Raw genomic sequence first — 23,894 nt, forward strand, 5'->3', positions numbered from 1 at the left:
CATCCGCCCATGGCTGCGATGGATCTTTAACGAATCCCCATAAAAAAATCCCGGCACTAAGCCGGGATTTTTTTGATTGAGAGTAACCCGGGTCAGAAATTGTAGCGGGCGACCAAGCTCAAGTAGCGGGCTTCGACCCGGGACTGGGGTATTCCGTAATCCGGATTCAACTCACCATTGATCGTGCGGGTTTCCATGACATCCAACGCCGCATCGTCATTCAACAGGTTGTAGACGGTTCCTTTCAGCATCAGCTCACCATCGAACAACGGCCGCGTATAGGTAAGGGACAGATCCACCTGCTTGGCCCAGGGAAGATTACCCTTGCTGCCACGCTTGGCAGGGTTTCCGTTCTCATCGTAGAAGGAAGCCGCGCCGTAGTAGCGGCTGATGCAATCGCTCCAGGGGCTGCCCTCGGCACAGCTGTCCACGCCGGCGGGGTGGATACTGAAGTAATTCTGCGGGCGCCCGGATACCAGCGAGGTGACGAGACCGAGCGTCAGGTTGTCACTGAAGTCGTAAAAGCCATTCATCTTCACGGCGTGGCGGTGGTCGTTGGGTAAATCGCCACTCCCGTGATCCATCAGGTCGGCGTAGTCATAGGAAGTGGTCCAACCCGGATCCGCCTGGTCATTATCGGTGCGCACCAGCCCTTCGGTGTTACCGTAGCTGTGGGACCAGGTGTAGGAGGCATCCATATACAGTCGGTCAGTAACTTGACCGCGCAAGCTGGTCTCGAGGGCAAAATAACGGCGTTTTGGCTCCGGCAGCGCCAGTTCCGCGGCACTCAGCTTCACATTATCCACCTGGCCATCGCCGTCGAAGTCATAGCTGATTTCCATATCCTCCCCGGGATTCATCAGCACATAGAAACTCGATTGCCCGGTCTTGTTGTCGATTCCCATTTCCGCCAGGCGATTGCCCAGTACCGGACCCACGTCGGTGTCCTCGATTGAGCGTTTCAGGTCCCGGTAGATACCGCGCACTCCCAGCACCATATCGTCGAATACCAGGGTCTCGAAACCGACCGTGAATTCGTCTGAGTACATGCCCTCCAAATTGGCGCTCGCAATCAGATCTGCGTCCACTATGCCTTCCTGGCGAACGTAACCGCTCAGTTGCTCGCCCCGGCTCGGGGAACCATCACTCAATAGCGTCGCCCGTCCATTGGCATCGACCTGATCCAATGCGTAGTACTCAAAGTACTCCCGCGAGGCGGAACCCTGGGTGATGTTCATATTGGTGGAAACCGGTTGGTAGTAGCGGCCATAAGTGGCGTACACCTTGGTGTCGCCATCGCCGTGCAGGTCGTACACCGCCTGCAAGCGGGGCGAGAAACCGTCCGCATCCACGAATACCCTGTCGTCGCCGGCTGAGTCCTGCTCGCAAAGTTCTTTGGCGGCTCCCTGAAGTTGGGCACAGCCGTCGGTCGCGGTGTTCTCGAACTGCTCGTACCGCGCCCCCAGGTTGAGGGTCAATTGGTCGGTGACCGCCCAGGAATCCTGGAGATAGATAGCGCGGGCACTAACATCGGATTCCGCATGGCGCGTGCGCACGCGACGGCTGATCATCGATGTGCCCGGCTCCAGGTTCGAACCGTCGTCCGCTTCGGCAATATCCTGACTCCACCAGCCCAGCGCACCGCCGATTCCATTGGGCGTGGAATCGTAGTAGAGATCCACCTTGTTGTAGTCCACTCCCGCTTTCAGGGAGTGATTGAGTAACTCGTAACTGATATCCAGGCGGAGCTGATCGCGAGTGTAGTCTTCTTCACCTACTGTCGAGTCACTGTGATTACTGTAACTCAGGCAAGCATTGCGGCAGTCCTCGACGATGGGGAGATCACTGATCGCCGCGTTATAGATGGTTTCCTGGGTGCGGCCCGCCACCAAGTCAATTGCGAGCGCGTCCGTCAGTTGCCCGCTGTAGTGCAGACCATATACGTTACCACCCTCTCGCGTTGCAGTTACTCCGGTGAAGTCGCCGACCTTATCCGCGGAAGGATCGTAGGCGTAGTTGTCCCGCTCGCCATTCTCCTCATTGTTGATGGCAGTAATATCGAGGCTGTGGTTTTCATTGATAAACCAGTCGAGGCGAACCAGCCAGCGATCCTCCTCACGCACGCGGTCGTAATAGGAAGAATCACTGACCCACTCGTCCTTGGTGGTGCGCGGCGCAAACAGGGCGTAGAAAAAGGCCTTGTCCGGTACTATGGGGCCACTGGCCCAGAATTGGGATTCGGTGAAGGATTCCCCACTCTGCTCGGTGTTGATCTCATAATCACCGGACTGCCTGCGCACGGAATTGTGCTGCTCGTGCATCGAATTGGGATCGAACCGCACCTGGGAACCAAACTTGAACTCGTTGTCACCCGACTTGGACACGGCATTGATGATCCCGCCGAGCGCACCGCCGTACTCCGGATCGATTGCGCCGGTCTTCACCTGGGTCTGGCTGATCGCCTCCCATGGCAGCGCGATGGAGCCGAGGCCAGTCTTGATATTGGAGACATTCAGGCCGTTCAGGTAGTAGCCGTTTTCCGCCGAGGAGGCGCCACCAAAACTGGATGCGCCGTTAAAGCTGGAACCACCCGGCTGCGCCACTCCCGGGGCCAGCTGCGCCATGGCCTCGAAACCGGTATTTACCGGCAGGGCCTGCAGCCTTTCCTGGGTGATCACCACTCCGGCGGTAGATGAACCGGTATCGATACGCCGCAGCATACTGCCGGTTACCTGTACCTCTTCCAGCACCTGCCCGGCTCCCGTCAGGGTACCGTCGTAGATCATCGACTGGCCCACACGCACCCGTACGTCCTGCGCCTGGGCCGGGCTGTAGCCATCCTTCTCGAAGCGGATACGGTACTCGCCCACCGGCAGGTTGCGCAGGTTGTACTCACCTTTCGCATTGCTCTGCACGGTGCGCACCAGGCCCTTGCCGATATGGGTAACGGTGATCGTGGCACTGGCAATCACCTCGCCAGCCGCGCCCGTCACCTGTCCCTTTAGCGAACCGCCGGAGGTATCGGCACCAGTGGCGAACTGACTTCCGAGGCTGGCACTGATTGCCAGTGCCAGCAGACTTTTTCTTATTTGCATCGTCTCTCTTCCCTTGGTCAAGGTTGGTTATTTATTATTCGACATGCAAAATATTTTGCACGCAAAGGCAAATTAAACATATTCTGTGTACAATAACAACAAAATAACCATAACGAGACTGGAGGCAAAATGTCGCAACTGGACAGTGCAGTCGCGCGGGGCGAGATCCCCGCGCAGCAGATCACGCAGGGAGGGTTCAGCCGCAGCTTCTACATGGCCAACGCCATGGAGATCTTCGAGCGGCTGGCCTGGTACGGCTTCTTTACCCTGTCATCCCTGTATATGAGCACGCCACTGGCGGAGGGCGGGCTGGGCTTCAGCGACGGTCAGCGCGGCTTCCTGCAGGGAGCCATTCCCTTCCTGCTCTACCTGCTGCCGGTGTTTACCGGTGCCCTGGGAGACAGGTACGGCTACCGGCGTATGTTCTTACTTGCATTCGCGATCATGACGCCGTCCTATTACCTGCTCGGCCAGGTGCACGCCTTCTGGGCATTCTTTGCGGTTTTACTGGCAGTTGCCCTGGGTGCGGCCATTTTCAAACCCCTGGTGGTGGCTACCGTCAGCCGCACCACCGGCGACCACAACCGCGGCCTGGGGTTCGGAATCTTCTATACCATGGTCAATGTCGGCGGCTTCGTCGGGCCGCTAGTGGCGGGGCTGGTGCGCGCGGTGAGCTGGGACAGGGTGTTCGCGATGGCATCCCTGTGGATTGCCATCAACTTTGCGCTGCTGCTGTTTTACCGCGAGCCGGTGCAGAGTGGCGAGACGAAAAAACCGCGCTCGGTACTGCGGGAAATTGGCACAGTGCTGCGCAACCGCCCCTTTGTTGTCTACCTGCTGCTGATGTCCGGCTTCTGGGCCTGTTACAACCAGATTTTTATCACCCTGCCACTGTATATCCGCGACTTTGTCGATACTGCCCCCATGCTGGCCTGGATACAGGGCTGGTCGCCGTCGCTCGCAGAGGCGGTCGCAACCGGTGGTGCCAGTCAGGTGGGCCCGGAATTTATCATCGCCTTCAATTTCGCCAGCATCCTGCTGCTGCAGATCGCCATCAGCAAACGCTGCCAGCGGCTGCCGGTAATGCCACTTCTGATGGGCGGCACACTGCTGCTCGCCGCCGCCTTTCTGTGGCTGGGTTTCGGCCCGCTGCTGGGTGGTGCCGGGCTGGTCGCCGCGGTGCTGATTTTCTCCCTCGGCGAAATGTTCGCATCTCCAAAGAGCCAGGAGTACGTGGCCGCGGTCATGCCGCGGGACAGGGCGGCGATGTTTATGGGCTACTACTTCCTGTCCATGGCGCTGGGCTTCCTGCTGGCCGGATTCCTGTCCGGCTGGGGCTACGGCACCCTGGCCAAGGAGTGGGGGCGGCCGGACCTGATGTGGGGCTGCTTTGCCCTGATCGCTGTCGCCTCCGCTGGCGGGCTCTACTGGTTCGACCGGTCCATGGCCAGGCAGCTGGCCGCTCAAAAAGAGGTTCACAGATGAAACGCATCCAGACATTGCGGGAGCAATTTGCCACTCACCGCATCGACGGCCTGCTGGTGGCCAGCATGTCCAGTATTCGCTACCTGAGCGGATTCGCCAGTGATGAGGGCGGCGTGGCACTGCTATTGATCGGTGGCAACAGGGAATACCTGATCACCGACTACCGCTTCGGCGAACAGGCGCGCGAGGAGTGCAGCCATGTGCAGGTAGTGGTGCGCGACCGCGCCCGCCAGACACTCGGCGACCTGGTACGGGAACTGGCGGTTGAATGCAATATTCAACAGCTCGGCTACGAGCGCGAACATTTCCCGCACGGGCGCTGGCTGGACCTGGCCGCGGAAATGGAAGCGCTGGTGCTGAAGCCGGTGCGCGGCCTGGTGGAACTGCAGCGCCGGATCAAAGACAACGAAGAGCTGGGCTACATGCGCCGCGCCGCAGATATCGGCGATCGGGCTCTGGACCATTTGCTCGGTATGCTGCGCCCGGGCATGACAGAGCGTGAGGCGGCAGTGGAGCTGGAATACGCGCTGAAGCGCGCCGGCTCCGAGAGTCTGGCCTTCCCCACCATCTTCACCTCGGGCCCGCGTACATCCCGCCCCCACGGTATGCCGAGCGAGCGACCGCTGCGTCGCGGCGACCTGATCACCGCGGACTTCGGCGCCGTGATAAGCGGGTACCGCTCCGATATGACGCGCAGCTTTGTCCTCGGCAAGGCCAATCCCAAGCAGCGGGAGATCTATCAACTGGTGCGCGCCGCCCAGGCATTGGGGGTGGAATCGGTACGCGCCGGTATTCCCTACAGCCAGCCGGCAGACACGGTGAGCAGATTCCTCGCCGACAGCCCCTACGCGGATTACGCGGGTGAGGGGCTCGGCCACGCACTGGGCCTGGATACCCACGAACAGCCCTATCTCGCGCCCGGCTGCGATGAACTGCTGCAGGAAAATCATGTGGTGACCGTAGAACCGGGAATCTACGTACCGGGCTGGGGTGGAGTGCGCATCGAGGACGATGTGCGGGTAACCGGGTCGAGCACCGAGCTGCTGACCAGGTTCACGCGCGAATTAATCGAAATATGAAAATACCGGCCGGCGGCCCGGCGAAGAGTGGAGAAATAACAACAATGCGCAACCTGCACCGGATACTGTTCTTTTGCTGTACTCTACTGCTGACTTCCTGCGACACACCGCGGCAAACCGCCAGCCAGAGTCTCTACCAGCGGCTCAACCAATTGCCCGGCGTCGAAGTCGCGCGGGTAAAATCACTGGACGGTTTCACCCAGGGCTATCAGCTGTGGGTCGAGCAGCCGCTGGACCACCAGAACCCGGCCGCCGGCAGTTTCAGGCAGAAAGTCTACCTGTCCCACCTGGACAGCGCCCAGCCGGTGATACTGGAAACCGAGGGCTACTGGGTGCGAGATTTCCCGCAGAAGGAACTCGCGGACATTCTGCGGGCCAACCTGTTGGCGGTGGAATACCGCTTTTATGGCGACTCCCTGAACGAAGGGGAAATTCCCTGGCAGTATCTCACCGTCGAGCAGGCCGCGGCCGACCACCACCGTATCGTCGAACTGTTCAAGCCAATCTATTCCGGCCCCTGGGTCAGCAGCGGCTTCAGCAAGGGCGGCGAATCGGCACTGATTCACCGGCGCTATTACCCGCACGACGTACAGGCCACCGTGGTCTACGATGCACCGCTGATCCTGGGCACGGAAGACACGCGAGTGGACAGCTTTATCCGCGACAGGATCGACAGCAGTGGCCAGTGCGGTCGGGAACTGGTGCGATTCCAGCGCGAACTGCTCGAGCGGCGCGCGGAGTTGATCCCGGAACTGCAGGCGCGGGCATCCGCAAACGAGCTGACCTTCTCCATCGGCGAGAGCAAGGTACTGGAATACGCCGCGCTGGAATATACCTTCAGCTTCTGGCAGCGGGGCCAGACCTGCGACGAAATACCGCCAAAAGGCGCTGCCCCCGAACAGATGCTCGACCATATTGAGGAGGGCGGCGGCTACTGGGTTTACAGCGACCAGGGTATCGAGGCGCTGGAGCCGTCCATGTACCAGCATCACACACAGCTAGGCTATTACGGCTTTATGACCCAGGACCTGGTGGATCTGCTGCAGGTTGCGCCCGAGCCGAGCAACCTGGAATTTGCGCCGAAAGAAGTGGCGATAGAATTCGATGCGAAATTTACCCCCAACCTGATCGAATGGCTGCAGCACAACGGCCACAATACGCTCTACCTGTACGGTGAGCGCGATCCCTGGTACGCCGGCGCGGTCGATCACGGCAAGATTACCAACGCCTTTACCCTGGTGCAGAAAGACGGCCACCACCTGAGCCGTATCCGACAGCTGTCGGAGGAACAGCGGGAGCGGGCCTACGATGCGCTCAGCCGCTGGCTACAGCGTCCCGTCAATCGCGGTTAGCGGCAAGGAGAGTTATGATGGGCGCACAATAAAAACCGAGGTGACCAATGAAAAAAAGCATTGCCCTGCTGATTCTCCTGCTTACAGCCTTGGCAAATGCCGGGGAGCCCCGCCCGCCCTCACAAGTGATCGCCGAGGCCCCCGCCGCGCACTGGCGCAGGGCCGCCCCCGAAAATACCCTCTACCTGGAGCTGGAAAACGGCCGGGTGATTATCGAACTGGCGGAGCAACTGGCACCCGGCCACGTCGCCAATATCAAGGCACTGACCCACGAGCGCTTCTACGACGGGCTCAGTGTCTACCGGGTGATCGAGGGATTTGTCGCCCAGGGCGGCGATATGGATGGCAACAAGCCCGTCGGGGAAGGCAAGCGCACCATTCCGGCGGAATTCTCCCGGAAAAATATCCCCGCAAAGCAGTTCACTCCCCTGCCCGGCCCGGATGGCTACGCGCCGCAGACCGGCTTTGTTCATGGTTTTCCCGCCGCGCGGGATCCAAAAACGGGCGATACCTGGCTGGTGCATTGCAACGGCGCCTTCGCCATGGCGCGGGAACAGAGTATCGACAGCGGCGGTACCGAATTCTATGCGGTGATCGGCCCGGCGCAGCGCTACCTGGACCGCAATACCACGGTCTTCGGACGCGTACTGGAAGGGATGGAGATACTGCAGCAACTGGAGCGCGGCAACCAGGCGGGAGGCGTTCTCGAGAATCCGGATAACAACCGCATAGTGCGCATGCGTGTGGCCGCCGACCTGCCGGACAAGGAACGCGAGGAGTTCGAGGTATTGAAAACAGACTCCTCCAGTTTCAGGGAACTGATCGCCGCACGCAGTAACCGCCCGGAAGACTGGTTTGTGGCCCGCCCGGATTATGTGGACGTGTGTTCCGTGGGAATCCCCACCCGTCGCGCAAACTGAGCCCTCACAAATACTGGTTGGGCTGAGCACCGCGAAGCCCAACCTATGCACTCCGATTAAAACCGATCCACCGCCAGAGGCTTCACGTCTACCTCCGGTTCCCGCCCCGCCACAAGATCGTCGATAATCTCCGCGGTTACCGCCGCCTGGGTCAGTCCCAGGTGCTGGTGACCGAAGGCGAGATAAATATTCTCCTGGCGCGGCGCGCGGCCGATGACCGGAAGCGAGTCCGGCAGCGACGGGCGGAAGCCCATCCAGCGTTTCGCCTCGCCCCGCTGCAACCCCGGCAATATTGTCTGTGCGTGCTCAAACAGGATATCCGCGCGGCGGTAGTCCGGCCTGGCCCTGAGTCCCGCCAGTTCCACGGTGCCAGCGAGGCGCATGCCCTCCTCCATCGGAGTCATGACAAAGGAACGCTCGAAGGACACCATCGGGCGAGTCAGTTCCACACCGGGATCGGGCAGCATCAGGTGATAACCGCGCTCGGTATCCAGCGGCACTCTGTAACCCAGCTGCTGTGCGAGTGGCCCCGACCAGGCGCCAGCGGCCAAAACCATGCGCCGGGCCTTGAGGGTGTCATTTTCCAGTTGCACCTGGATCCGGCCGTCAGGCAGCGGTTTCAGCCGCTGTACTTCGGCACGCCGGATCTCGCCACCACCCTCGCGGAAGCAACGCGCCAGCTCCTGCACCAGCCGCAGCGGATTGACCGTGTGTGCAGTGTCGGGAAAGTAGAGACCGCCGGCGACAGATTCACTCAACGCCGGCTCCAGCTCGCGCAGCTGGCCCGCATCGAGCTCTTCGATGTTCACCCCGTATTCGCGCAACAGATTGACCGTGGCCAGGTTGTCCCGGCGCCCCTTGTCTCTCTGGTAGAGAGTCAGGGCGCCGCGCTTCGCCATCAGTGACTGCAGGCCGGTGCGGGACAGAAGTCGATCGAAGCTGGCAATGGAGCGGCAATTCAATTCGCGCAGGCTGTGCGCGGAGGCGCGGGCATTGGCGGGCAGTGCGGCGCGGGCAAAGCGCAGCAGCCAGGGCAGCATGCGCGGGAGATAGCCCCAGCGAATCGCCAGTGGCCCCAGCGGGTCAACCAACAGCTTGGGGATGGACAGAATGGTTTTCGGGTTGGCCAACGGCAGCACCACATCGGTGGCGAAATGGCCGGCATTGCCGGAAGAACACTCCTCCCCCGGATCGCCGCGATCCACCAGCAGCACCCTGTGCCCGCAGCTCTGCAGCCTCTCCGCGATGGCGGTACCGATTATGCCGGCACCGACCACCAGGGTATCGACTTCCCCGCCGCTCATGCATCGCTCCCGGCAATCGCGCGGAAGCCGTTGCGACTCTGGTTTTCCACTCCATCCGCGTGCACCACCACACAGTCCTCCACCCGCACGCCGCCGTAGCGACGGAACCTGTCCACTTTGTCCCAGTTAATATGCCCCGCAGCAGGGCTGCGCGCCAGCTCTCCCATCTGCATATCGGAGAAATAGATACCCGGCTCGATGGTAAACGCCTGGCGTGCCTCCACCTTGCGCACCAGGCGCAGGAACTGCGCCCTGGGATCGCGCGGGAACTCCTCGCCAGCAGGATTCGCCAGGTAGCCCCCCACATCGTGCACCTGCAGGCCGATAAAGTGGCCCAGGCCGCAGGGGAAGAAGTAACTGCTGACACCCCGCTCGACGATATCCGCCGGCTCCAGCCGCACCAGGTCGAAACGCGACAGCAGGTGGGCCAGGCGCAGGTGGCCGCGCCAGTGCAGGTCGGCGAATTCCATACCGATGCGCACCTCGTCCACCAGCGCCCTCTGCTCGGCGTCCACCGCCGCAACCAACTCTGCGTATTCGCCACTGCGGTAGGCGTAGCTGCGGGTGATGTCGCTGGCATAGCCCTGGTAGTCGGCGCCGGCGTCGATCACCAGCGAGTGAATATCCTGTGGCTGCATGCGGCTGCGGTCGGCGCCGTGATAGTGCAATATCGAGCCGTGCCCGTTCACCGCCACGATATTGGCGTAGGGCAGTTCGCACTCCAGGACGCCGGCACCGCGCAGATAGGCGTGGTGGATATCCAGCTCGGTACCGCCACCCAGGAAGGCATCCCGGGCCGCATTGTGCCCCCGCGCGGCGATCAGGTTGGCGCGGCGCAGGCAGTCGATTTCATAGTCGGTCTTGTAGGCGCGCAGGAAGTGCAGCTCGGCGACCAGCTTGGCCGGGTTGACCTGCGCCTCGCTGAAACTGCCCAGCAGCTCGGGCGCATCACCGATATATGCAGTGCGCCCACCCGGCGCGGGCAATGCCGCGGCGATCTGTTTCGGCGACCTGGCCAATACCACATCGAAATGCTTGACCCAGAAGCCCTCGGGATCCTCCGGCGGCTGGTGCCAGTAGTCCTCCGGCTGGAAATAGACCAGACGCGGCCTGGCATCGGCGGATACCACCAACACCGAATAGGGGTGCTGCAGCAGCGGCAGCCAGTGCTTGAAATGCGGATTCACCCGGAAGGGGTAACTGTTGTCATCCAGGAATGGTGCGCTGGGCCCACCGGCATGGATCAGCAGGCGGTCGAAACCGCAGTTTTCCAGTGCGCGGGCGTGGCGCTCCCGCAGCTCGGCAATATGTTCGTGATACAGCAGGTCCAGGTTCATCTCCCCTCCTCTAGCAACTCTCAATTATGAAGTCAGTTTTCTGTTGACAGTCTTTGCAAACTTTATTTATTGTACACAATAACAACTCAATTCAAAGCGAATTTACACAGCGCCCTGACCCGCCGGGTCGGGGCAATACCAATGATGAGGAAGTGATATGCAGATCGACTGGAGCGGCGTTTTCCCCGCAGCCACCACCCAATTCAATGCCGACGAGAGCCTGAACATCGCGGCCACCATGGAGCACCTGGAAGTGATGCTGAATGCCGGCATCAACGGCCTGGTAATGCTGGGCACCGTGGGAGAGAACTGCTCCCTGTCCCAGGAAGAGAAGAGCGAAGTGCTGCGTGCGAGCGTCAAGCAGGTAAACGGTCGCGTGCCGGTGCTGACAGGTGTGGCCGAGTACACCACCAGCGGGGCCTGCGCCTTCGCCCACGCGGCCAAGGAAGCCGGAGTGGACGGTCTGATGGTACTGCCGCCCATGTCCTACAAGGCGGACAGCGACGAAGTCGTGACCCATATTCGCGCCGTGGCCGAGGCCACCGACCTGCCGGTAATGATCTACAACAACCCGGCCTGTTACGGCGTGGACATCACCGCGGAAACCGTGGCTGAGCTGGCCAAGGTACCGAATATCGTCTCGGTAAAGGAATCCTCCGACGACCCGCGGCGACTGACCGATATCGCCAACCTGGTAGATGACGACTTTGTCCTCTTCTGCGGCGTCGACGACCTGGCCCTGGAGAGCGTGGCCCTGGGCGCACACGGCTGGATTTCCGGTCTGGTCAATGCTTTCCCCCAGGAAAACCGCCTGCTGTGGGACCTGGCCACCAGCGGCAACTACGAAGAGGCGCGCAAGGTCTACCGCTGGTACACCCCGCTGCTGCACCTGGACACCAAACCCAAGCTGGTGCAGTACATCAAGCTGACCGTGCAGGAGTGCGGCTACGGCAGCGAAGTCTGCCGCAACCCGCGTCTACCGGTCAGCGGTGAAGAGCGCGAGGAAGTGCTGGCGATTATCCGCAAGGCGATCGCCACCCGCCCGACCATCAAGTAAACCAAATGCGATCGTAGGGTGCGCCGCGCGCACCGAGAAGCCGTCGAGTTAGCACCGATCGCCTTTGGTGCGCACGGTGCACCCTACGACACAGCAGGGAAAAAGAATGAAGACGCATCCCGTACTGATCGCTGGCCGGTGGCGCCGGGCGAGGGAAAATGGCCATTTCTCCCCCGACAACCCAGCCACCCGCTCACCCTTAGATCAGCAGTACCCGATTTCCGACTGGAGCGACTGCGACGAAGCCCTCGATGCCGCCGCGGCCGCCGCACGCGAGCTGCGGCAACTGCCCGCAAAGCAGCGGGCGCGCTTCCTGGAGCGCTACGCCGACAAGATAGATGCGGCGCGGGACGAAATAGCCGCGCTGGCCAATCTGGAAACGGCCCTGCCGGCAGCGCCGCGCCTGGCCGAAGCGGAACTGCCGCGCACCACCAACCAACTGCGCCAGGCCGCTGCGGCTGCGCGCGAGGGCTCATGGGCGCAGGCGACGATAGATACCCAGCTCAATATCCGCTCGCAACTGGCCCCGATAGGCCCGGTTGTGGTTTTCGGGCCGAATAATTTCCCGCTGGCGTTTAACGGCGTCTCCGGCGGTGACTTCGCCGCGGCCATCGCCGCCGGCAACCCGGTGATCGCCAAGGGGCACTCCTCGCACCCGGGCACCTGCCAGCGACTGGCGGAACTGGCCCTGGCCGCCCTGATCGAAACCGGCCTGCCCGCCGCCGCGGTGCAGCTGATCTACGCCACCGCGAGGGAAAACGGCCTGCGCCTGGTCAGCGACCCGCGCACTGGTGCCAGCGCCTTTACCGGCTCCCGACCCGCAGGCCTGGCCCTGAAACAGGCCGCCGATGAAGCGGGCAAACCGATCTACCTGGAGTTGTCCAGTATCAACCCGGTGGTGATACTGCCCGGCGCCCTGGCTGAGCGCGGCGCGGACCTGGCACGGGAGTTTGCCGACAGCTGCCTGATGGGCACCGGCCAGTTCTGCACCAACCCCGGCCTGCTCATACTGCCGGCGGGAGAAGCGGCGGAGCGGTTTATCGCCCGCGCCACCGAGCTGTTCAACGAGGCACCGGTGGGCACGCTGCTGGGCGCCACGGGAGAATCGGGTCTCGCCGCCGCCATCGACACTCTGCGCGGCGCCGGCGCCAGGCAGCTGACCGACAGCGACGGGGCGGATCCGAACCGCTTCTGCCGGCCCAACACCCTGCTCCGCGTCAGCGGCGAAGTATTTCTGCAACACGGTTTCCGGCTGCAGACGGAAGCCTTCGGCAATGCCGCGCTGCTTGTAGTCAGCGACAACAGCCAGCAGACCCTCGCCATCCTGGATTCCCTGGAGGGCAACCTCACCGGCTGTCTCTACTCCCACAGTGGCCGCGACGACGAGGCCGACTACGCGCTGCTGGAACCGGCGCTGCGTGACAGGGTGGGTCGACTGCTGAACGACAAGATGCCCACCGGCGTCGCCGTATCACCGGCCATGAACCACGGCGGCCCCTACCCGGCCAGCGGTAACGCCGGCTTTACCGCCGTGGGCATACCGGCATCGCTGCGGCGCTTCGCCAAGTTGGAGTGCTACGACAATGTGCGTCAGCACCGGCTGCCACCACTGCTCCAGGACCAGAATCCCGGCGACGCCTGGCGCCTGGTCGACGGCAGCTGGTCCCAACGCAGCATCCCGTAGGGTGCGCCGCGCGCACCGGATGGATGGCGCCAAAGGCAGCTACCCTAATCGGTGTGCACATCACACCCTACGGCCAAGTATCGGTACAATAAAAGATAATTCGGAGAAACTTACCGTGCACAGTATTGAGGTAATCGATTCCCACACGGGCGGCGAGCCCACTCGGGTGATCGTCAGCGGCGGCCCTGACCTGGGCAGCGGCACTATGGCCGAGCGACTGGAAGCTTTCCGCCGCGACCACGACCCGTTGCGTGCGGCCCTGGTGCGCGAACCCCGCGGCTCGGATGTACTGGTCGGCGCCCTGCTCTGCGAGCCTGTCGATCGCGACTGCGCAGCCGGGGTGATCTTCTTCAACAACGTCGGCTACCTGGGCATGTGCGGCCACGGCACCATCGGCCTCGCCGTGACCATGGCCCGGCGCGGCCTGATAGAACCCGGCGAACACCGCCTGGAAACGCCGGTGGGCGAGGTGTCATTCGTACTGCACAACAATCACCGCGTCAGCATCGACAATGTGCCCAGCTACCGCTATCGCAAACAGGTTGCTGTGGACGTTGAAGGGATCGGCACCGTGCGCGGGGATATCGCCTGGGGCGGCAACTGGTTCTTCCTGGTTTCCGAACACGACCAGATACTGGAGGTGGACAATACCGAGCAGCTCACCGACTACTGCTGGCGTATCCGCCAGGCGCTGGAGCGCCATGGCATTACCGGCGAAAACGGCGGCGAGATAGATCATATAGAACTCTTCGGCCCGCCCTCAGACCCCGCCAAAGCCGACAGCCGCAATTTCGTTCTCTGCCCAGGCAAGGCCTATGATCGCTCCCCCTGCGGCACCGGCACCAGCGCCAAACTCGCCTGCCTGCTTGCGGACGGAATCATAAAAGAAGGCCAGGTGTGGCGGCAGGAGAGTATCATCGGCAGCGTCTTCGAAGGGCGGGTGCGCCGCGCCGGAGAAAACGTCATTCCCACCATCTCCGGCAGCGCCTATATCAATGCGGAAACAAAACTGGTGTTGGAACCGGAGGATCCGTTTGTGCACGGCATTAACGGATAAAAATCCGGTGCGCACGGCGCCCCCTACGGGCGGTAGGGTGCGCCGTGCGCACCAATCAATTACGACGCCAGCTTGTTGCAGTTCAGGTATTCGATCATCCGCGACACCGCCTCGCGCTGGTCGCGAATATGGTTCGACAACGCCTGACGCGCGCCCTTCCAATCCCTTTCCAGCAGGCATTCGATAATCTCGCAGTGTTCCTGTGCCATTTCCCTTTTTACCTTTTCGTCGATCACCGCATAGTTGAACAGTGCGTTGTAAAAAGGGCTGTAGCGGGCAAAGAATTCGCGGATATAGCGGTTGCCACAGCGCTCTATCCAGTAGTCGTGCAGGTCGAAATCGAGGCGGGACTGATCGCTACCGCGCGCCGGGCGGTTGGTCTTCAGCATCTCGCGCAGCTCGTCTTCATCGAAATGCTTGCGGGCCAGGTCCAGCGCCTTCAGCTCCAGCATCTCGCGGATATCCAGGTAATCGTGCATATCCTGCTCGCTGAAAGCGCGCACCCGCCAGCCACAGCGCGGCACATGCTCGATCAGGCCGGCACCCGCCAGACGGGAGAAAATCTGCCGCACCACGGTGCGGCCAGCGCCGTACTTTTCCGCCGTGGCCTGCTCGCGCAGGTACTCGGTATCCTGCTGCAGGCTGCGCGCTATCACATCCTTGCGGATCTGCTCCTCGAGGTTCTTTTCGTAGGCAGCCGGTGCCGGCGTCTCCACCTTGCGGCCCTTGAGCGCATCCGGCACCAGCTCCAGACGACCGTTGTCCTTGCGCCGGATAACCCCCTCATCCACCAGCTCGTCGATGGCGTGACGCACCGGCGTCAGGCTCACTTTGTAGTGTTCGGACATCGCCCCCAGAGTCAGTTTATAGGGCAGCTTTCCCTGCGCCTGCAGCGCAGCTTTGACATCGGTCTTGATAAATTCGGTAATGGTCATAGCGCCAACTATTGCTATTATTCCCGCGGCTGGAACACGCCCAGGCAGTGCTCCATACTATTGAACTGATTTTTATAGGACAGGCAGTATCGCCCATGTTGGAAAAGCTGAGCAAGCTACTCGACGTTGAAGAGTTGGACCGCAACCTCTTTCGCAGCCGCCACCACGTGGAAAACTACCGCAAGGTACTCTTCGGCGGCCAGGTGCTGGGCCAGGCCCTGATGGCTGCCAGCCGCACCGTCGAGGACAGGCTCCCACACTCGCTACACGCCTATTTCCTGCGCCCCGGCAGCAGCGAGCTGCCGGTGATCTACGATGTGGACCCGATCCGCGACGGCGGCAGCTTCACCACCCGCCGGGTGGTGGCCAAACAGAAGGGCCGCGCCATCTTCAATATGTCCGCCTCCTTCCAGATCGAAGAGCCTGGTTTCGATCACCAGGTGGATATGCCCACCAGCGGCATCCCCGAGCCGGAGAGCCTGAAAAACACCCAGCAGCTGGCCCAGGAGGCCGGGCTGGTCAGCCCCCAGCACGACCAACGCCGCTATATGATCGACTTCCGCCCGGTGGATCCGCACAGCTACTTCGGCGCCGAGGTGCATGAGGCCCGCTGTATGTTCTGGCTGCGCGCAGAGGGCGAGATGTCCGACAACCCGCTGGAACACCGCAGCGCCCTCTGCTACGCATCAGATTTGGCCCTGCTCGGCACCGCCCTGCAGCCGCATCCCATCTCGCTGTTCGACCCGCACCTGATGCCGGCCAGCCTGGACCACGCCATGTGGTTCCACCGCGACTTCCGCGCCGACAACTGGCTGCTGTATGTCACCGACAGCCCTTCGGCCAGCGGCGCGCGGGGCTTCTGCCGCGGCCAGATCTTCACTCGCGACGGCGTCCTGGTGGCCTCCACCGCCCAGGAGGGCCTGATCCGAAAAATAAAGTAAATCAGTGGTTTACAGCGGGGTTTTGGCTGATATAATGCGCCCCGCTTCGCTGATGAAGCACCTCAAATGTCGGTGAGTAGCGCAGCCTGGTAGCGCACTTCGTTCGGGACGAAGGGGTCGGAGGTTCGAATCCTCTCTCACCGACCATTTCCTTGCAGAGCCTCCCCAAACAGCCCAAGCACCCCGATCTCGACGAGGTACGAGCCGCAGCTGGCGCAGCCTGCGGAGACCAGCCAGCCCGCAGGGCGAAGCTAATCCTCTCTCACCGACTATTTTCCGCACATCTCTGCCACTCGGCACCCCTACTTCCGGACTTGATTCCTGCTCCAGGGCACCGTTACGCTTCCCCGCTGTCCAATTTGACTCAAGTTTCCGGATAGGCGTCTCTATGCTGTTGCGATCGCTGATCACCCTTTTCTTCCTGCTGCTCCCACTGGGCGCAATCGCAGACACCTACAAGCTCCTCTATACCGCCCAGATAGATCCCGATTCAGGCATGGCCCGGGTAGAGATAGCGCTGGATGGCAAATCCCTGCCCCAGAAGCTCTCCATGAACCTGAGCTCCGGCCGCTACTCCGATGTCGAGAGCGATCAGCCGCTGGAACTGAAGAAAGACAGGGCTATCTGGCGCCCCGAAGGACCCAAGGCGCGTCTCAGCTACAAGTTCACCATCAACAACCAGAAAAACAGCGGCAGCTACGATTCCCGCATTACCAGGGATTGGGCCCTGTTGCGCAGCGACAAGTTGATCGCCCCGATGTCAGTCACCTCCAAAGGTGTAAGATCCAAGGCGGAACTGCAGCTGGAACTGCCGGAGGGCTGGTCGGCGGCGCTGCCCTACCCCGAGATCGGCAAGCTCCGCTACCGCCTGACAGACCCCGGGCGCCGGTTTGTGCGACCCAAGGGCTGGATGATCGTCGGCAAGATCGGCAGCCGCCAGGACATCATCGCCGGTATAGACACCAAGGTGGCGGCGCCACTGGGCCAGGATATCCATCGCCAGGACACCCTGGCCTTCCTCAACTGGAACCTGCCGGAAATCGAAAAGGTATTCCCCAAGTTCCCCAAACACCTGTTGATTGTCAGCGCCGGGGACCCCATGTGGCGAGGCGGCCTGTCCGGTACCCGCTCCCTGTTTATGCACGCCGACCGCCCACTGATCAGCGGCAACCGCACCAGCAGCATGATCCACGAACTGGTGCACGTGGGAACGGGCATCAGGAGCGGCGACAAGCAGAGCGACTGGATTGTTGAGGGGCTGGCGGAGTTCTACTCGGTGGAGATACTGCGGCGCTCCGGGGGTATCAGCCAGCGCCGCTATGACGAGACGATGGACAAACTGGCTGAGTGGGGTCGCGAGGCCCCCAGCCTGCTGGTCAGGCGCTCGTCCGGCCCCGTCACCGCCCGCGCCGCCGGCGTGATGCGCGAACTGGACAGCGAGATCCGCAAAGCCAGTGGCGGCAAAGCCAGCATCGACGACGTCGCCCGTGGCCTGGCGGAAAAGCGCGGTGAAGTTACCCTGGAGCGCTTCAGGCAACTGGCGGAAGAAGCCGCCGGCGGGCCGGTACAAGCCCTGACAATAGAGAACCTGGACGACATAGATCGGTGAAGCGCCAAATTACAGGCAAAAAAAAGCCCTGACGACGGGGGGGGGGAGAGCGTCAGGGCCAAGACCATTCTAGGAGTGAAACTTGGAGGATTTCATCCTTAACTACACATCGGGCGAATACCTTGCGGAGCGCCCTACCGGCATTACTAAACACGTTTGGGGGAGGTGTGTTAGCCAGTTACAGAGAAGTATCGAACAAGGCCGCCAGATTGCCAGCGGGCCCTCAATGGAAATTTAGATCGATTGGAAATAGCTTCGGCGCATCTCAAGCAAAAAGTTATTAAAACCCTACCACTGTATAAAAAAGGAACTCACCAACACTGTCTGCACCTAAGCCCGCCAATCCCCTCCCTTTTCGAACCCAGCTGACCAAGGCGCTTGACTAATCCGGAGCAGTCTCTAGAATAGCGCCCTCTTGCACGTCCAGCGGCGCGTAAGTATAAGAAAACGCTGGGATTTTTCGATCCAATCCGATAGAATCCGCGGCGTTTTCACTTCCACAAATTAGTGGAAATCAAGGCTAGGTGGCAGAGTGGTTATGCAGCGGACTGCAACTCCGTGTACGCCGGTTCGATTCCGACCCTAGCCTCCATATTCCCCATCGCCGACTTGCCCCTGTGAAGTCCGGCGACCAGCGAGGGCCCCGATCCAGGGACCGGACTCATGCAGAGTACCCCCTCGCACACCTCCCCCGCCCGGGTGGTGGAATCGGTAGACACAGGAGACTTAAAATCTCCCGAACGTTAGTTCGTGCCGGTTCAAGTCCGGCCCCGGGCACCAAATCTTCAAGCTAGAAAGCATACTTCCCTTTTTCTCGCATCATACTTCCTGTTCTCCGCGCGACCTAAGGCTTTGCCCTACTTCAAATCACGGTGTCGATTTCCACACTGCTTAATCGACTAGCAGTCATGGGCAGAGCCAGACCGTGTCACTAGTGGCCGGGCTCTGCTCCACCCCATAAACTGGCGGAGACGAGAATGAACTCTAATGAACTAGCACCCTCTACCCCCCTCCTCTGGACCGGCCGCATCCTGAGTGGCCTGGTTATAGCCTTCCTGGTCTTTGATGGAGCTATCAAGCTGGCTCCAATTCAACCTGTCACCGACTCGTTGCTAGAACTGGGCTTTACCCCGACTGACGCCCTGGCTCGCGGCCTTGGCATCTTATTGATAGCCTGCACGTTACTCTATGCCATCCCCAGAACTTCATTGCTGGGTGCCATACTGGTCACAGGATATCTTGGGGGCGCCATCGCAATTCAAGTAAGAGTGGGAAACCCACTTTTTACCCACATTTTATTTAGCTTCTACCTTGGAGCTTTCATGTGGGCGGGCTTACTCATCCGAAACAGGCAAGCACGGTACGCCCTGTTTTCTGAACAGCGCCAGACTTAGAGGCTTGAAACGGAGGCTTGAAACGGAGGCTTTAAGCGCAGTTACGGGGCAGAACCTCCCAGGCATCCAGGGAAGGCACACTATCAGCTCCTATACTCGAGTTTACAGCCCTTATGACTGAGGGCCGAAACGCAGAAGGGAGTAAGACATGGCAACAATCACCTGGGCGTGCCTCGAATGCGGCAAGGAAAACCACAAGCCGATCGATGTCGGAGATAACATCGCGGCCAGGGGCCTGATCCGGCAATTGCGGGAAAACTTTGACAATGGAGAGCGCTTATTCCAGTGCGCCACGGAACTGTGCGACGGGAAGCTGTATCCAGTGAGGATAGAAGGAATCGACTGAAACTCGACTGCGACGCGCCCTTCCAGGCTGCCCGCCTAAAGGGCCGGATGGGGAATTTCACCAACCGGCCCATAGTCCTCCGGCAAAACCAATATCGCCGGACCTCGATAGATCTCAGGATTTACCGCTGTTCTCATCACTCATCAGCGTCGGCCAGGCGGCGCGCAGATAAAGCACCATACTCCACAGGGTCAGTGCCGCCGCGACATAAAGCAGCACATAGCCGATCATCTCCATCACCGGATACTCGCGCACATCGAATGCCAGCAACACGATAATCGCGGCTATCTGCGCGGTAGTTTTTATTTTGCCAATAAAGGAGACGGCCACGCTACTGCGCATGCCCAGTTCCGCCATCCACTCGCGCAGACCGGATACGGCGATCTCGCGGCCGATAATGACGGCGGCGGCGATGGTAAACCAGGCGTTCTGGTGCAGGCCGACCAGCAACACAAGAGCGGTAGCGACCATCAGTTTGTCGGCAACGGGATCGAGGAAGGCGCCGAAGGGTGTACTCTGGTTGAGCTTGCGCGCCAAGTAACCATCCAGCCAGTCGGTGGCGGCAGCTGCCGCGAAAATGGCCGCGGAGGCGATATAGCTCCACTTGTAGGGAAGGTAGAAGACCAACACGAAGACGGGTATGAGTGCAACGCGGAGGAGTGTCAGTTGATTGGCGAGTGTCATGCTATTCCCTGTACTTGCGGTGGGCGTAACTTATCAAGCCGTCGCACAAATTGAAACGCCCGGCGAGGCACCAGAAAGTTAATTTTTGTCGGGCACTGCGATCTGCTTATTCGTTGTGCAGTGCCGAGTATATATCCTGGGCGAGTTTGCGGCTGACACCTTCGACGCCGGCAATCTCATCGACTGAGGCGCGACGAATCTCCTGCAGGCCGCCAAAGTGGCGCAGCAGTGCGCGGCGCCGCGCGGGTCCGACGCCGGCAATACCCTCGAGCGGAGATTCGCGGCGCTTCTTGTCACGTCGCTGGCGATGACCGGTAATGGCGAAGCGGTGCGCCTCATCGCGCACCTGCTGTATCAGGTGCAGTGCCGGCGAATCGGCGGAGAGTACCAGCTCTTTGTTACTGGCAACCACATGCAGTGTCTCGAAGCCGGCCTTGCGCGTGGTGCCCTTGGCGACGCCGATGATCTGTACACCGACGACGCCGAGTTCGTTCAGGGCATCCACCGCCTGGCGCACCTGGCCTTTGCCGCCGTCGATCAGCAGGATATTGGGGAACTTGCCCTCCCCGCCGGCCAGGCGCGTGTAGCGCCGCTTCAGGGCCTGGGCCATGGCCGCGTAGTCGTCGCCGGGCTGGATATTCTCGATATTGAATCGGCGGTAGTCGGACTTTACCGGGCCGCCGGTATCGAAGACCACACAGGAAGCGACGGTGGCCTCACCGCTGGAGTGACTGATATCGAAACACTCCAGGCGCTCCGGCAGCTGCTCCAGCTGCAGTATCTCCTGCAGGGACTCGAATCGGTTCTGCAGCTTCTGCTGCGCGGCAGTGCGGCTGCTCAGGTTCTGCTCTGCCGCCTGCTGTGCCATGGTTACCCAGGTGGCGCGGTTGCCGCGCAGTCGGTGCACAATGCTGACCTCACGACCGCTCTGCTCCTTCAGCGCCTCCTGCAGCACCTCGACATCCTCTATCGACTCAGAGGTGAGAATTTCCCGCGGCACCTCCCGCTGGCTGCCGAGATAAAACTGCGGAATAAACGCCGACAGCAGTTCAGCACTGGATAGCCCCAAGCGCTCATCGGGGAAATAGCTGCGACTGCCGAGTATTCGTCCCTGGCGGATAAACAGAATGTGCACACAGCAGCTCCCGCCCTCGCTGGCCACACCCAACACATCCACATCGCCATGGGCGCGCTCCGCCACCTGGTCCGCCTGCAGGCGCCGCAGTGCCGAGATCTGGTCGCGCAGCCGTGCAGCCCTTTCGAATTCCAGCTCCCTGGAGGCCTTATCCATCTCATCCGCCAGCTCACGGACGATCCTGTCGCTCTTGCCGGTCAGGAACATCTCCGCGTGGCGCACATCCTGGCGATAGTCTTCCTCACTGATAAAGTCCACGCAGGGTGCGGTGCAGCGTTGTATCTGGTATTGCAGGCAGGGGCGCGAGCGATTGCGGAAGACACTGTCCTCACAGGAGCGGATGCGGAAGGTTTTCTGCAGGAAATTCAGGCTGTCGCGCACCGAAGATGCATTAGGAAAAGGGCCGAAGTACTGCCCTTTTTTTCGCTTGGCGCCACGGTGCAGGGCAATGCGCGGGAAGGCGTCGCTGCTGGACAGGAAAATATATGGATAGCCCTTGTCATCTTTCAGCATGACGTTATAGGGCGGCCGCTGGGACTTGATCAGGCTTTGCTCGAGCACCAACGCCTCAGTCTCACTGCGGGTGACAGTGACCTCAATGCTGTGGATGCGCTGCACCAGTGCCATGGTCTTGGCGGTGAGACCGGATGCGCGAAAATAGCTCGACAGGCGGTTGCGCAGATTTTTGGCCTTGCCCACATACAGGATACGGCCGTCGGCGTCGAACATCTGGTAGACGCCGGGCTTGCGGGTAACAGTAGGCAGGAAGCGTTTGCTGTCGAACATCGAAAGGTATTAGAAATTGCCGGGTCCGGCGGATGGATTGATCGCGGCCATGGGCGGATGACCGCCCCGCCGCGCTTACAGGTAAAGAATTACCGCCGTTATTATAAGGCCGCTTCCGGATCCAGCATCTGGTATTTCACCGCCAGCAGGGTCAACTCCACATCGCTGTGAATGCCGAGCTTTTCAAAAATGCGGTAGCGGTAGCTGTTGACCGTCTTGGGGCTCACAGACAAGGTATCGGCAATCTCAGCCACCTTGATTCCGTTGACGATCATATCGGCTATCTGTAGCTCGCGCTTGGACAGGTCGTCGAATGGCGAGGTCTTTTCCGCTTTACCGCTGACATTGCGCATCGCCATCTTGGTGGCCATGGAGCTGCTGATAAACACTTCGCCGGAGACGACGGTGCGAATAGCCTTGACCATTTCCTCCAGGTCAGCGCCCTTGGTCACATAGCCCATGGCGCCGGCCTGCATCAGGCGACCGGGAAAGAGGTCATCATCGAGTGCACTGACGGCGATCACTTTGGCTTCAGGACAACGCGACAGCAGTTTGCGGGTAGCCTCAAGACCACCCATGCCGGGCATCTTGACGTCCATGAGAATGACGTCGACTTCAGACTGGCGCACGAATGCGAGCGCCTCCTCGCCGCTGTCGGCCTCACCCACAACTTCTATACCACTGACGTCACCCAACATGCGCGATATCCCCATGCGCACAAGGTCGTGATCGTCCACCACTAAGACTTTGATCAATTTAGCCCCAACTACGGATAAATGCAGTGGCCGCGTTGCGCATATCCCAGCCGCACGCGCTTTTTGACTGCGTTCTTGTTTTTGCCCAGCGAGTCTAATGCCCGCTATAGATCCATCCACAGAGCCTTCTCGCAACATACCAGACAAATACCCTGCTGCAAAGCGAGACAAGCGTGTCAAATACTGGGATCTAGACATAAGTGGCCGATTTTTAGCTATCGATATAACGGCCGTTTATATAACGGAATGTCAGACTGATCCGCTCCTCCATCTTGCGCGCGCTCTTGCCGATTCCGTGCAGCCAGTGGTGCTGCACCGCGCCGGATGTCAGCAACAGGGAAGCGTCCGGAAGGTCCAGAGACAACCGCCCCGCCCCATCGCGCCGCTTGAAGCCCAGCCGGCGCTCCTGCCCCAGGCTGACGGTAGCCACCACCGGCCAGTCTCCCAGCTCCCGCTCGTTGTCCGCGTGCCAGCCCATGCTGTCCGCGCCGCCGCGGTAGTGGTTGGCCAGCATCGAGTTGAACGGGAAACCGGCAGCCGTCAAGCGTGACCGGAGTATAACGAGAGAGTCAATCCAGGGATGTGGCCTCTGTTCCAAACCGGACCACCGATAGATCACATCGGGATCGCCGACGAAGGCGTGGCGGCGGGGAATTGGGTGTTGCCTGCCGAAGAGGCGCACCTCGGGTTGCTCCCAGGGGAGTTGTGCCAGGCAGGCCCGATAGATGGCGGCCGACTCCGATGATGTCAGCCAGTCGGGGATCAGCAGGGCGCGGCCGGGGGACAGGTCAATCCATTCGGCATCGGGAAAGCCTTCTGCCAAATCCGCGGCGCAGGCGCTGAAGGTCTGCTCGTTCAATCGTCACACCAGGGTGCACTTTCGTCAATCCGGGGGCGGGGCGCGCCCCCAGGGGCCCCCCAGGGGTATGGCCCGCCGCC

The 23,894-nt window shown here is 61.0% G+C and carries 19 protein-coding genes and 3 tRNA genes; 14 read left to right on the forward strand and 8 right to left on the reverse strand.

From position 1 onward, the window contains the following. Positions 1 to 92 precede the first annotated feature (92 nt). On the reverse strand, positions 93 to 3,095 hold the full coding sequence (locus IG627_RS12005; RefSeq protein WP_193192607.1) for a TonB-dependent receptor: 3,003 nt from the start codon (positions 3,093 to 3,095) through the stop codon (positions 93 to 95). A 129-nt stretch (positions 3,096 to 3,224) separates the two neighbouring features. On the opposite strand from IG627_RS12005, the gene IG627_RS12010 reads away from it, so the two are divergent. From IG627_RS12010 to IG627_RS12025, 4 genes are read left to right on the forward strand one after another with little or no spacing between them, the layout of a single operon-like run. Then, a complete protein-coding gene (locus tag IG627_RS12010; protein ID WP_193192608.1) occupies positions 3,225 to 4,580 on the forward strand; it encodes an MFS transporter in 1,356 nt (451 codons plus the stop codon). Continuing rightward, positions 4,577 to 5,659 (forward strand): M24 family metallopeptidase, encoded by a 1,083-nt coding sequence (locus IG627_RS12015; protein WP_193192609.1) that lies wholly within the window; start codon positions 4,577 to 4,579, stop codon positions 5,657 to 5,659. The genes IG627_RS12010 and IG627_RS12015 overlap by 4 nt, the downstream gene beginning before the upstream one ends. A 44-nt stretch (positions 5,660 to 5,703) precedes the next feature. Then, positions 5,704 to 7,011 carry a S28 family serine protease gene (locus IG627_RS12020; RefSeq protein ID WP_193192610.1) on the forward strand — a complete coding sequence of 436 codons (1,308 nt, stop codon included), beginning with the start codon at positions 5,704 to 5,706 and terminating at the stop codon, positions 7,009 to 7,011. A gap of 47 nt (positions 7,012 to 7,058) precedes the next feature. Then, complete coding sequence (locus IG627_RS12025) at positions 7,059 to 7,931, forward strand: peptidylprolyl isomerase (RefSeq protein ID WP_193192611.1); 873 nt, start codon at positions 7,059 to 7,061, stop codon at positions 7,929 to 7,931. A gap of 56 nt (positions 7,932 to 7,987) precedes the next feature. Here IG627_RS12025 and IG627_RS12030 read toward each other — a convergent pair whose 3' ends face one another. Beyond that, positions 7,988 to 9,235, reverse strand: coding sequence for an NAD(P)/FAD-dependent oxidoreductase (locus IG627_RS12030; RefSeq protein WP_193192612.1), 1,248 nt, complete (start codon positions 9,233 to 9,235; stop codon positions 7,988 to 7,990). After that, positions 9,232 to 10,572 carry a Xaa-Pro dipeptidase gene (pepQ, locus tag IG627_RS12035; protein WP_193192613.1) on the reverse strand — a complete coding sequence of 447 codons (1,341 nt, stop codon included), beginning with the start codon at positions 10,570 to 10,572 and terminating at the stop codon, positions 9,232 to 9,234. The genes IG627_RS12030 and pepQ overlap by 4 nt, the downstream gene beginning before the upstream one ends. Before the next feature lie 157 nt (positions 10,573 to 10,729). Between pepQ and IG627_RS12040 the strand changes: the two genes are divergently transcribed. From IG627_RS12040 to IG627_RS12050, 3 genes are all read left to right on the forward strand, one after another. Then, a complete protein-coding gene (locus tag IG627_RS12040; protein ID WP_193192614.1) occupies positions 10,730 to 11,629 on the forward strand; it encodes a dihydrodipicolinate synthase family protein in 900 nt (299 codons plus the stop codon). 106 nt (positions 11,630 to 11,735) lie between these two features. Further along, the gene (locus tag IG627_RS12045) at positions 11,736 to 13,313 is read left to right on the forward strand and encodes an aldehyde dehydrogenase (NADP(+)) (RefSeq protein WP_193192615.1); all 1,578 of its coding nucleotides are present in this window, start codon (positions 11,736 to 11,738) and stop codon (positions 13,311 to 13,313) included. Between the two features lie 115 nt (positions 13,314 to 13,428). Then, complete coding sequence (locus tag IG627_RS12050) at positions 13,429 to 14,370, forward strand: 4-hydroxyproline epimerase (RefSeq protein ID WP_193192616.1); 942 nt, start codon at positions 13,429 to 13,431, stop codon at positions 14,368 to 14,370. A 59-nt stretch (positions 14,371 to 14,429) separates the two neighbouring features. Here IG627_RS12050 and IG627_RS12055 read toward each other — a convergent pair whose 3' ends face one another. Beyond that, on the reverse strand, positions 14,430 to 15,305 hold the full coding sequence (locus IG627_RS12055) for a GntR family transcriptional regulator (protein WP_193192617.1): 876 nt from the start codon (positions 15,303 to 15,305) through the stop codon (positions 14,430 to 14,432). Positions 15,306 to 15,400: 95 nt separating this feature from the next. Between IG627_RS12055 and IG627_RS12060 the strand changes: the two genes are divergently transcribed. From IG627_RS12060 to IG627_RS12090, 7 genes are all read left to right on the forward strand, one after another. Beyond that, positions 15,401 to 16,246 carry an acyl-CoA thioesterase gene (locus IG627_RS12060; protein WP_193192618.1) on the forward strand — a complete coding sequence of 282 codons (846 nt, stop codon included), beginning with the start codon at positions 15,401 to 15,403 and terminating at the stop codon, positions 16,244 to 16,246. A 70-nt stretch (positions 16,247 to 16,316) separates the two neighbouring features. Continuing rightward, positions 16,317 to 16,393 (forward strand) — tRNA-Pro (locus IG627_RS12065). Positions 16,394 to 16,634: 241 nt separating this feature from the next. Next, positions 16,635 to 17,855 (forward strand): hypothetical protein, encoded by a 1,221-nt coding sequence (locus IG627_RS12070; protein WP_226865012.1) that lies wholly within the window; start codon positions 16,635 to 16,637, stop codon positions 17,853 to 17,855. Positions 17,856 to 18,373: 518 nt separating this feature from the next. Then, a tRNA-Cys gene (locus IG627_RS12075) sits at positions 18,374 to 18,447 on the forward strand. 101 nt (positions 18,448 to 18,548) lie between these two features. After that, positions 18,549 to 18,635 (forward strand) — tRNA-Leu (locus IG627_RS12080). 197 nt (positions 18,636 to 18,832) lie between these two features. Then, positions 18,833 to 19,249 (forward strand): DoxX family protein, encoded by a 417-nt coding sequence (locus tag IG627_RS12085; RefSeq protein WP_193192619.1) that lies wholly within the window; start codon positions 18,833 to 18,835, stop codon positions 19,247 to 19,249. Positions 19,250 to 19,397: 148 nt separating this feature from the next. Further along, on the forward strand, positions 19,398 to 19,595 hold the full coding sequence (locus IG627_RS12090) for a hypothetical protein (RefSeq protein ID WP_193192620.1): 198 nt from the start codon (positions 19,398 to 19,400) through the stop codon (positions 19,593 to 19,595). 114 nt (positions 19,596 to 19,709) lie between these two features. Here IG627_RS12090 and pgsA read toward each other — a convergent pair whose 3' ends face one another. The 4 genes from pgsA to IG627_RS12110 all read right to left on the reverse strand — a co-directional run bounded on the left by pgsA (position 19,710) and on the right by IG627_RS12110 (position 23,814). Further along, complete coding sequence (gene pgsA / locus IG627_RS12095; RefSeq protein ID WP_193192621.1) at positions 19,710 to 20,279, reverse strand: CDP-diacylglycerol--glycerol-3-phosphate 3-phosphatidyltransferase; 570 nt, start codon at positions 20,277 to 20,279, stop codon at positions 19,710 to 19,712. A 106-nt stretch (positions 20,280 to 20,385) separates the two neighbouring features. Beyond that, entirely contained in the window at positions 20,386 to 22,200 is a 1,815-nt protein-coding gene (gene uvrC, locus IG627_RS12100; protein ID WP_193192622.1) for an excinuclease ABC subunit UvrC, read from the reverse strand. A gap of 101 nt (positions 22,201 to 22,301) precedes the next feature. Continuing rightward, complete coding sequence (gene uvrY / locus IG627_RS12105) at positions 22,302 to 22,955, reverse strand: UvrY/SirA/GacA family response regulator transcription factor (RefSeq protein WP_193192623.1); 654 nt, start codon at positions 22,953 to 22,955, stop codon at positions 22,302 to 22,304. A 211-nt stretch (positions 22,956 to 23,166) separates the two neighbouring features. Continuing rightward, positions 23,167 to 23,814 (reverse strand): alpha-ketoglutarate-dependent dioxygenase AlkB family protein, encoded by a 648-nt coding sequence (locus IG627_RS12110; RefSeq protein WP_193192624.1) that lies wholly within the window; start codon positions 23,812 to 23,814, stop codon positions 23,167 to 23,169. Positions 23,815 to 23,894 lie beyond the last annotated feature (80 nt).

This window comes from Microbulbifer taiwanensis (genome assembly GCF_014904815.1).
Classification (GTDB): Bacteria; Pseudomonadota; Gammaproteobacteria; order Pseudomonadales; family Cellvibrionaceae; genus Microbulbifer; species Microbulbifer taiwanensis.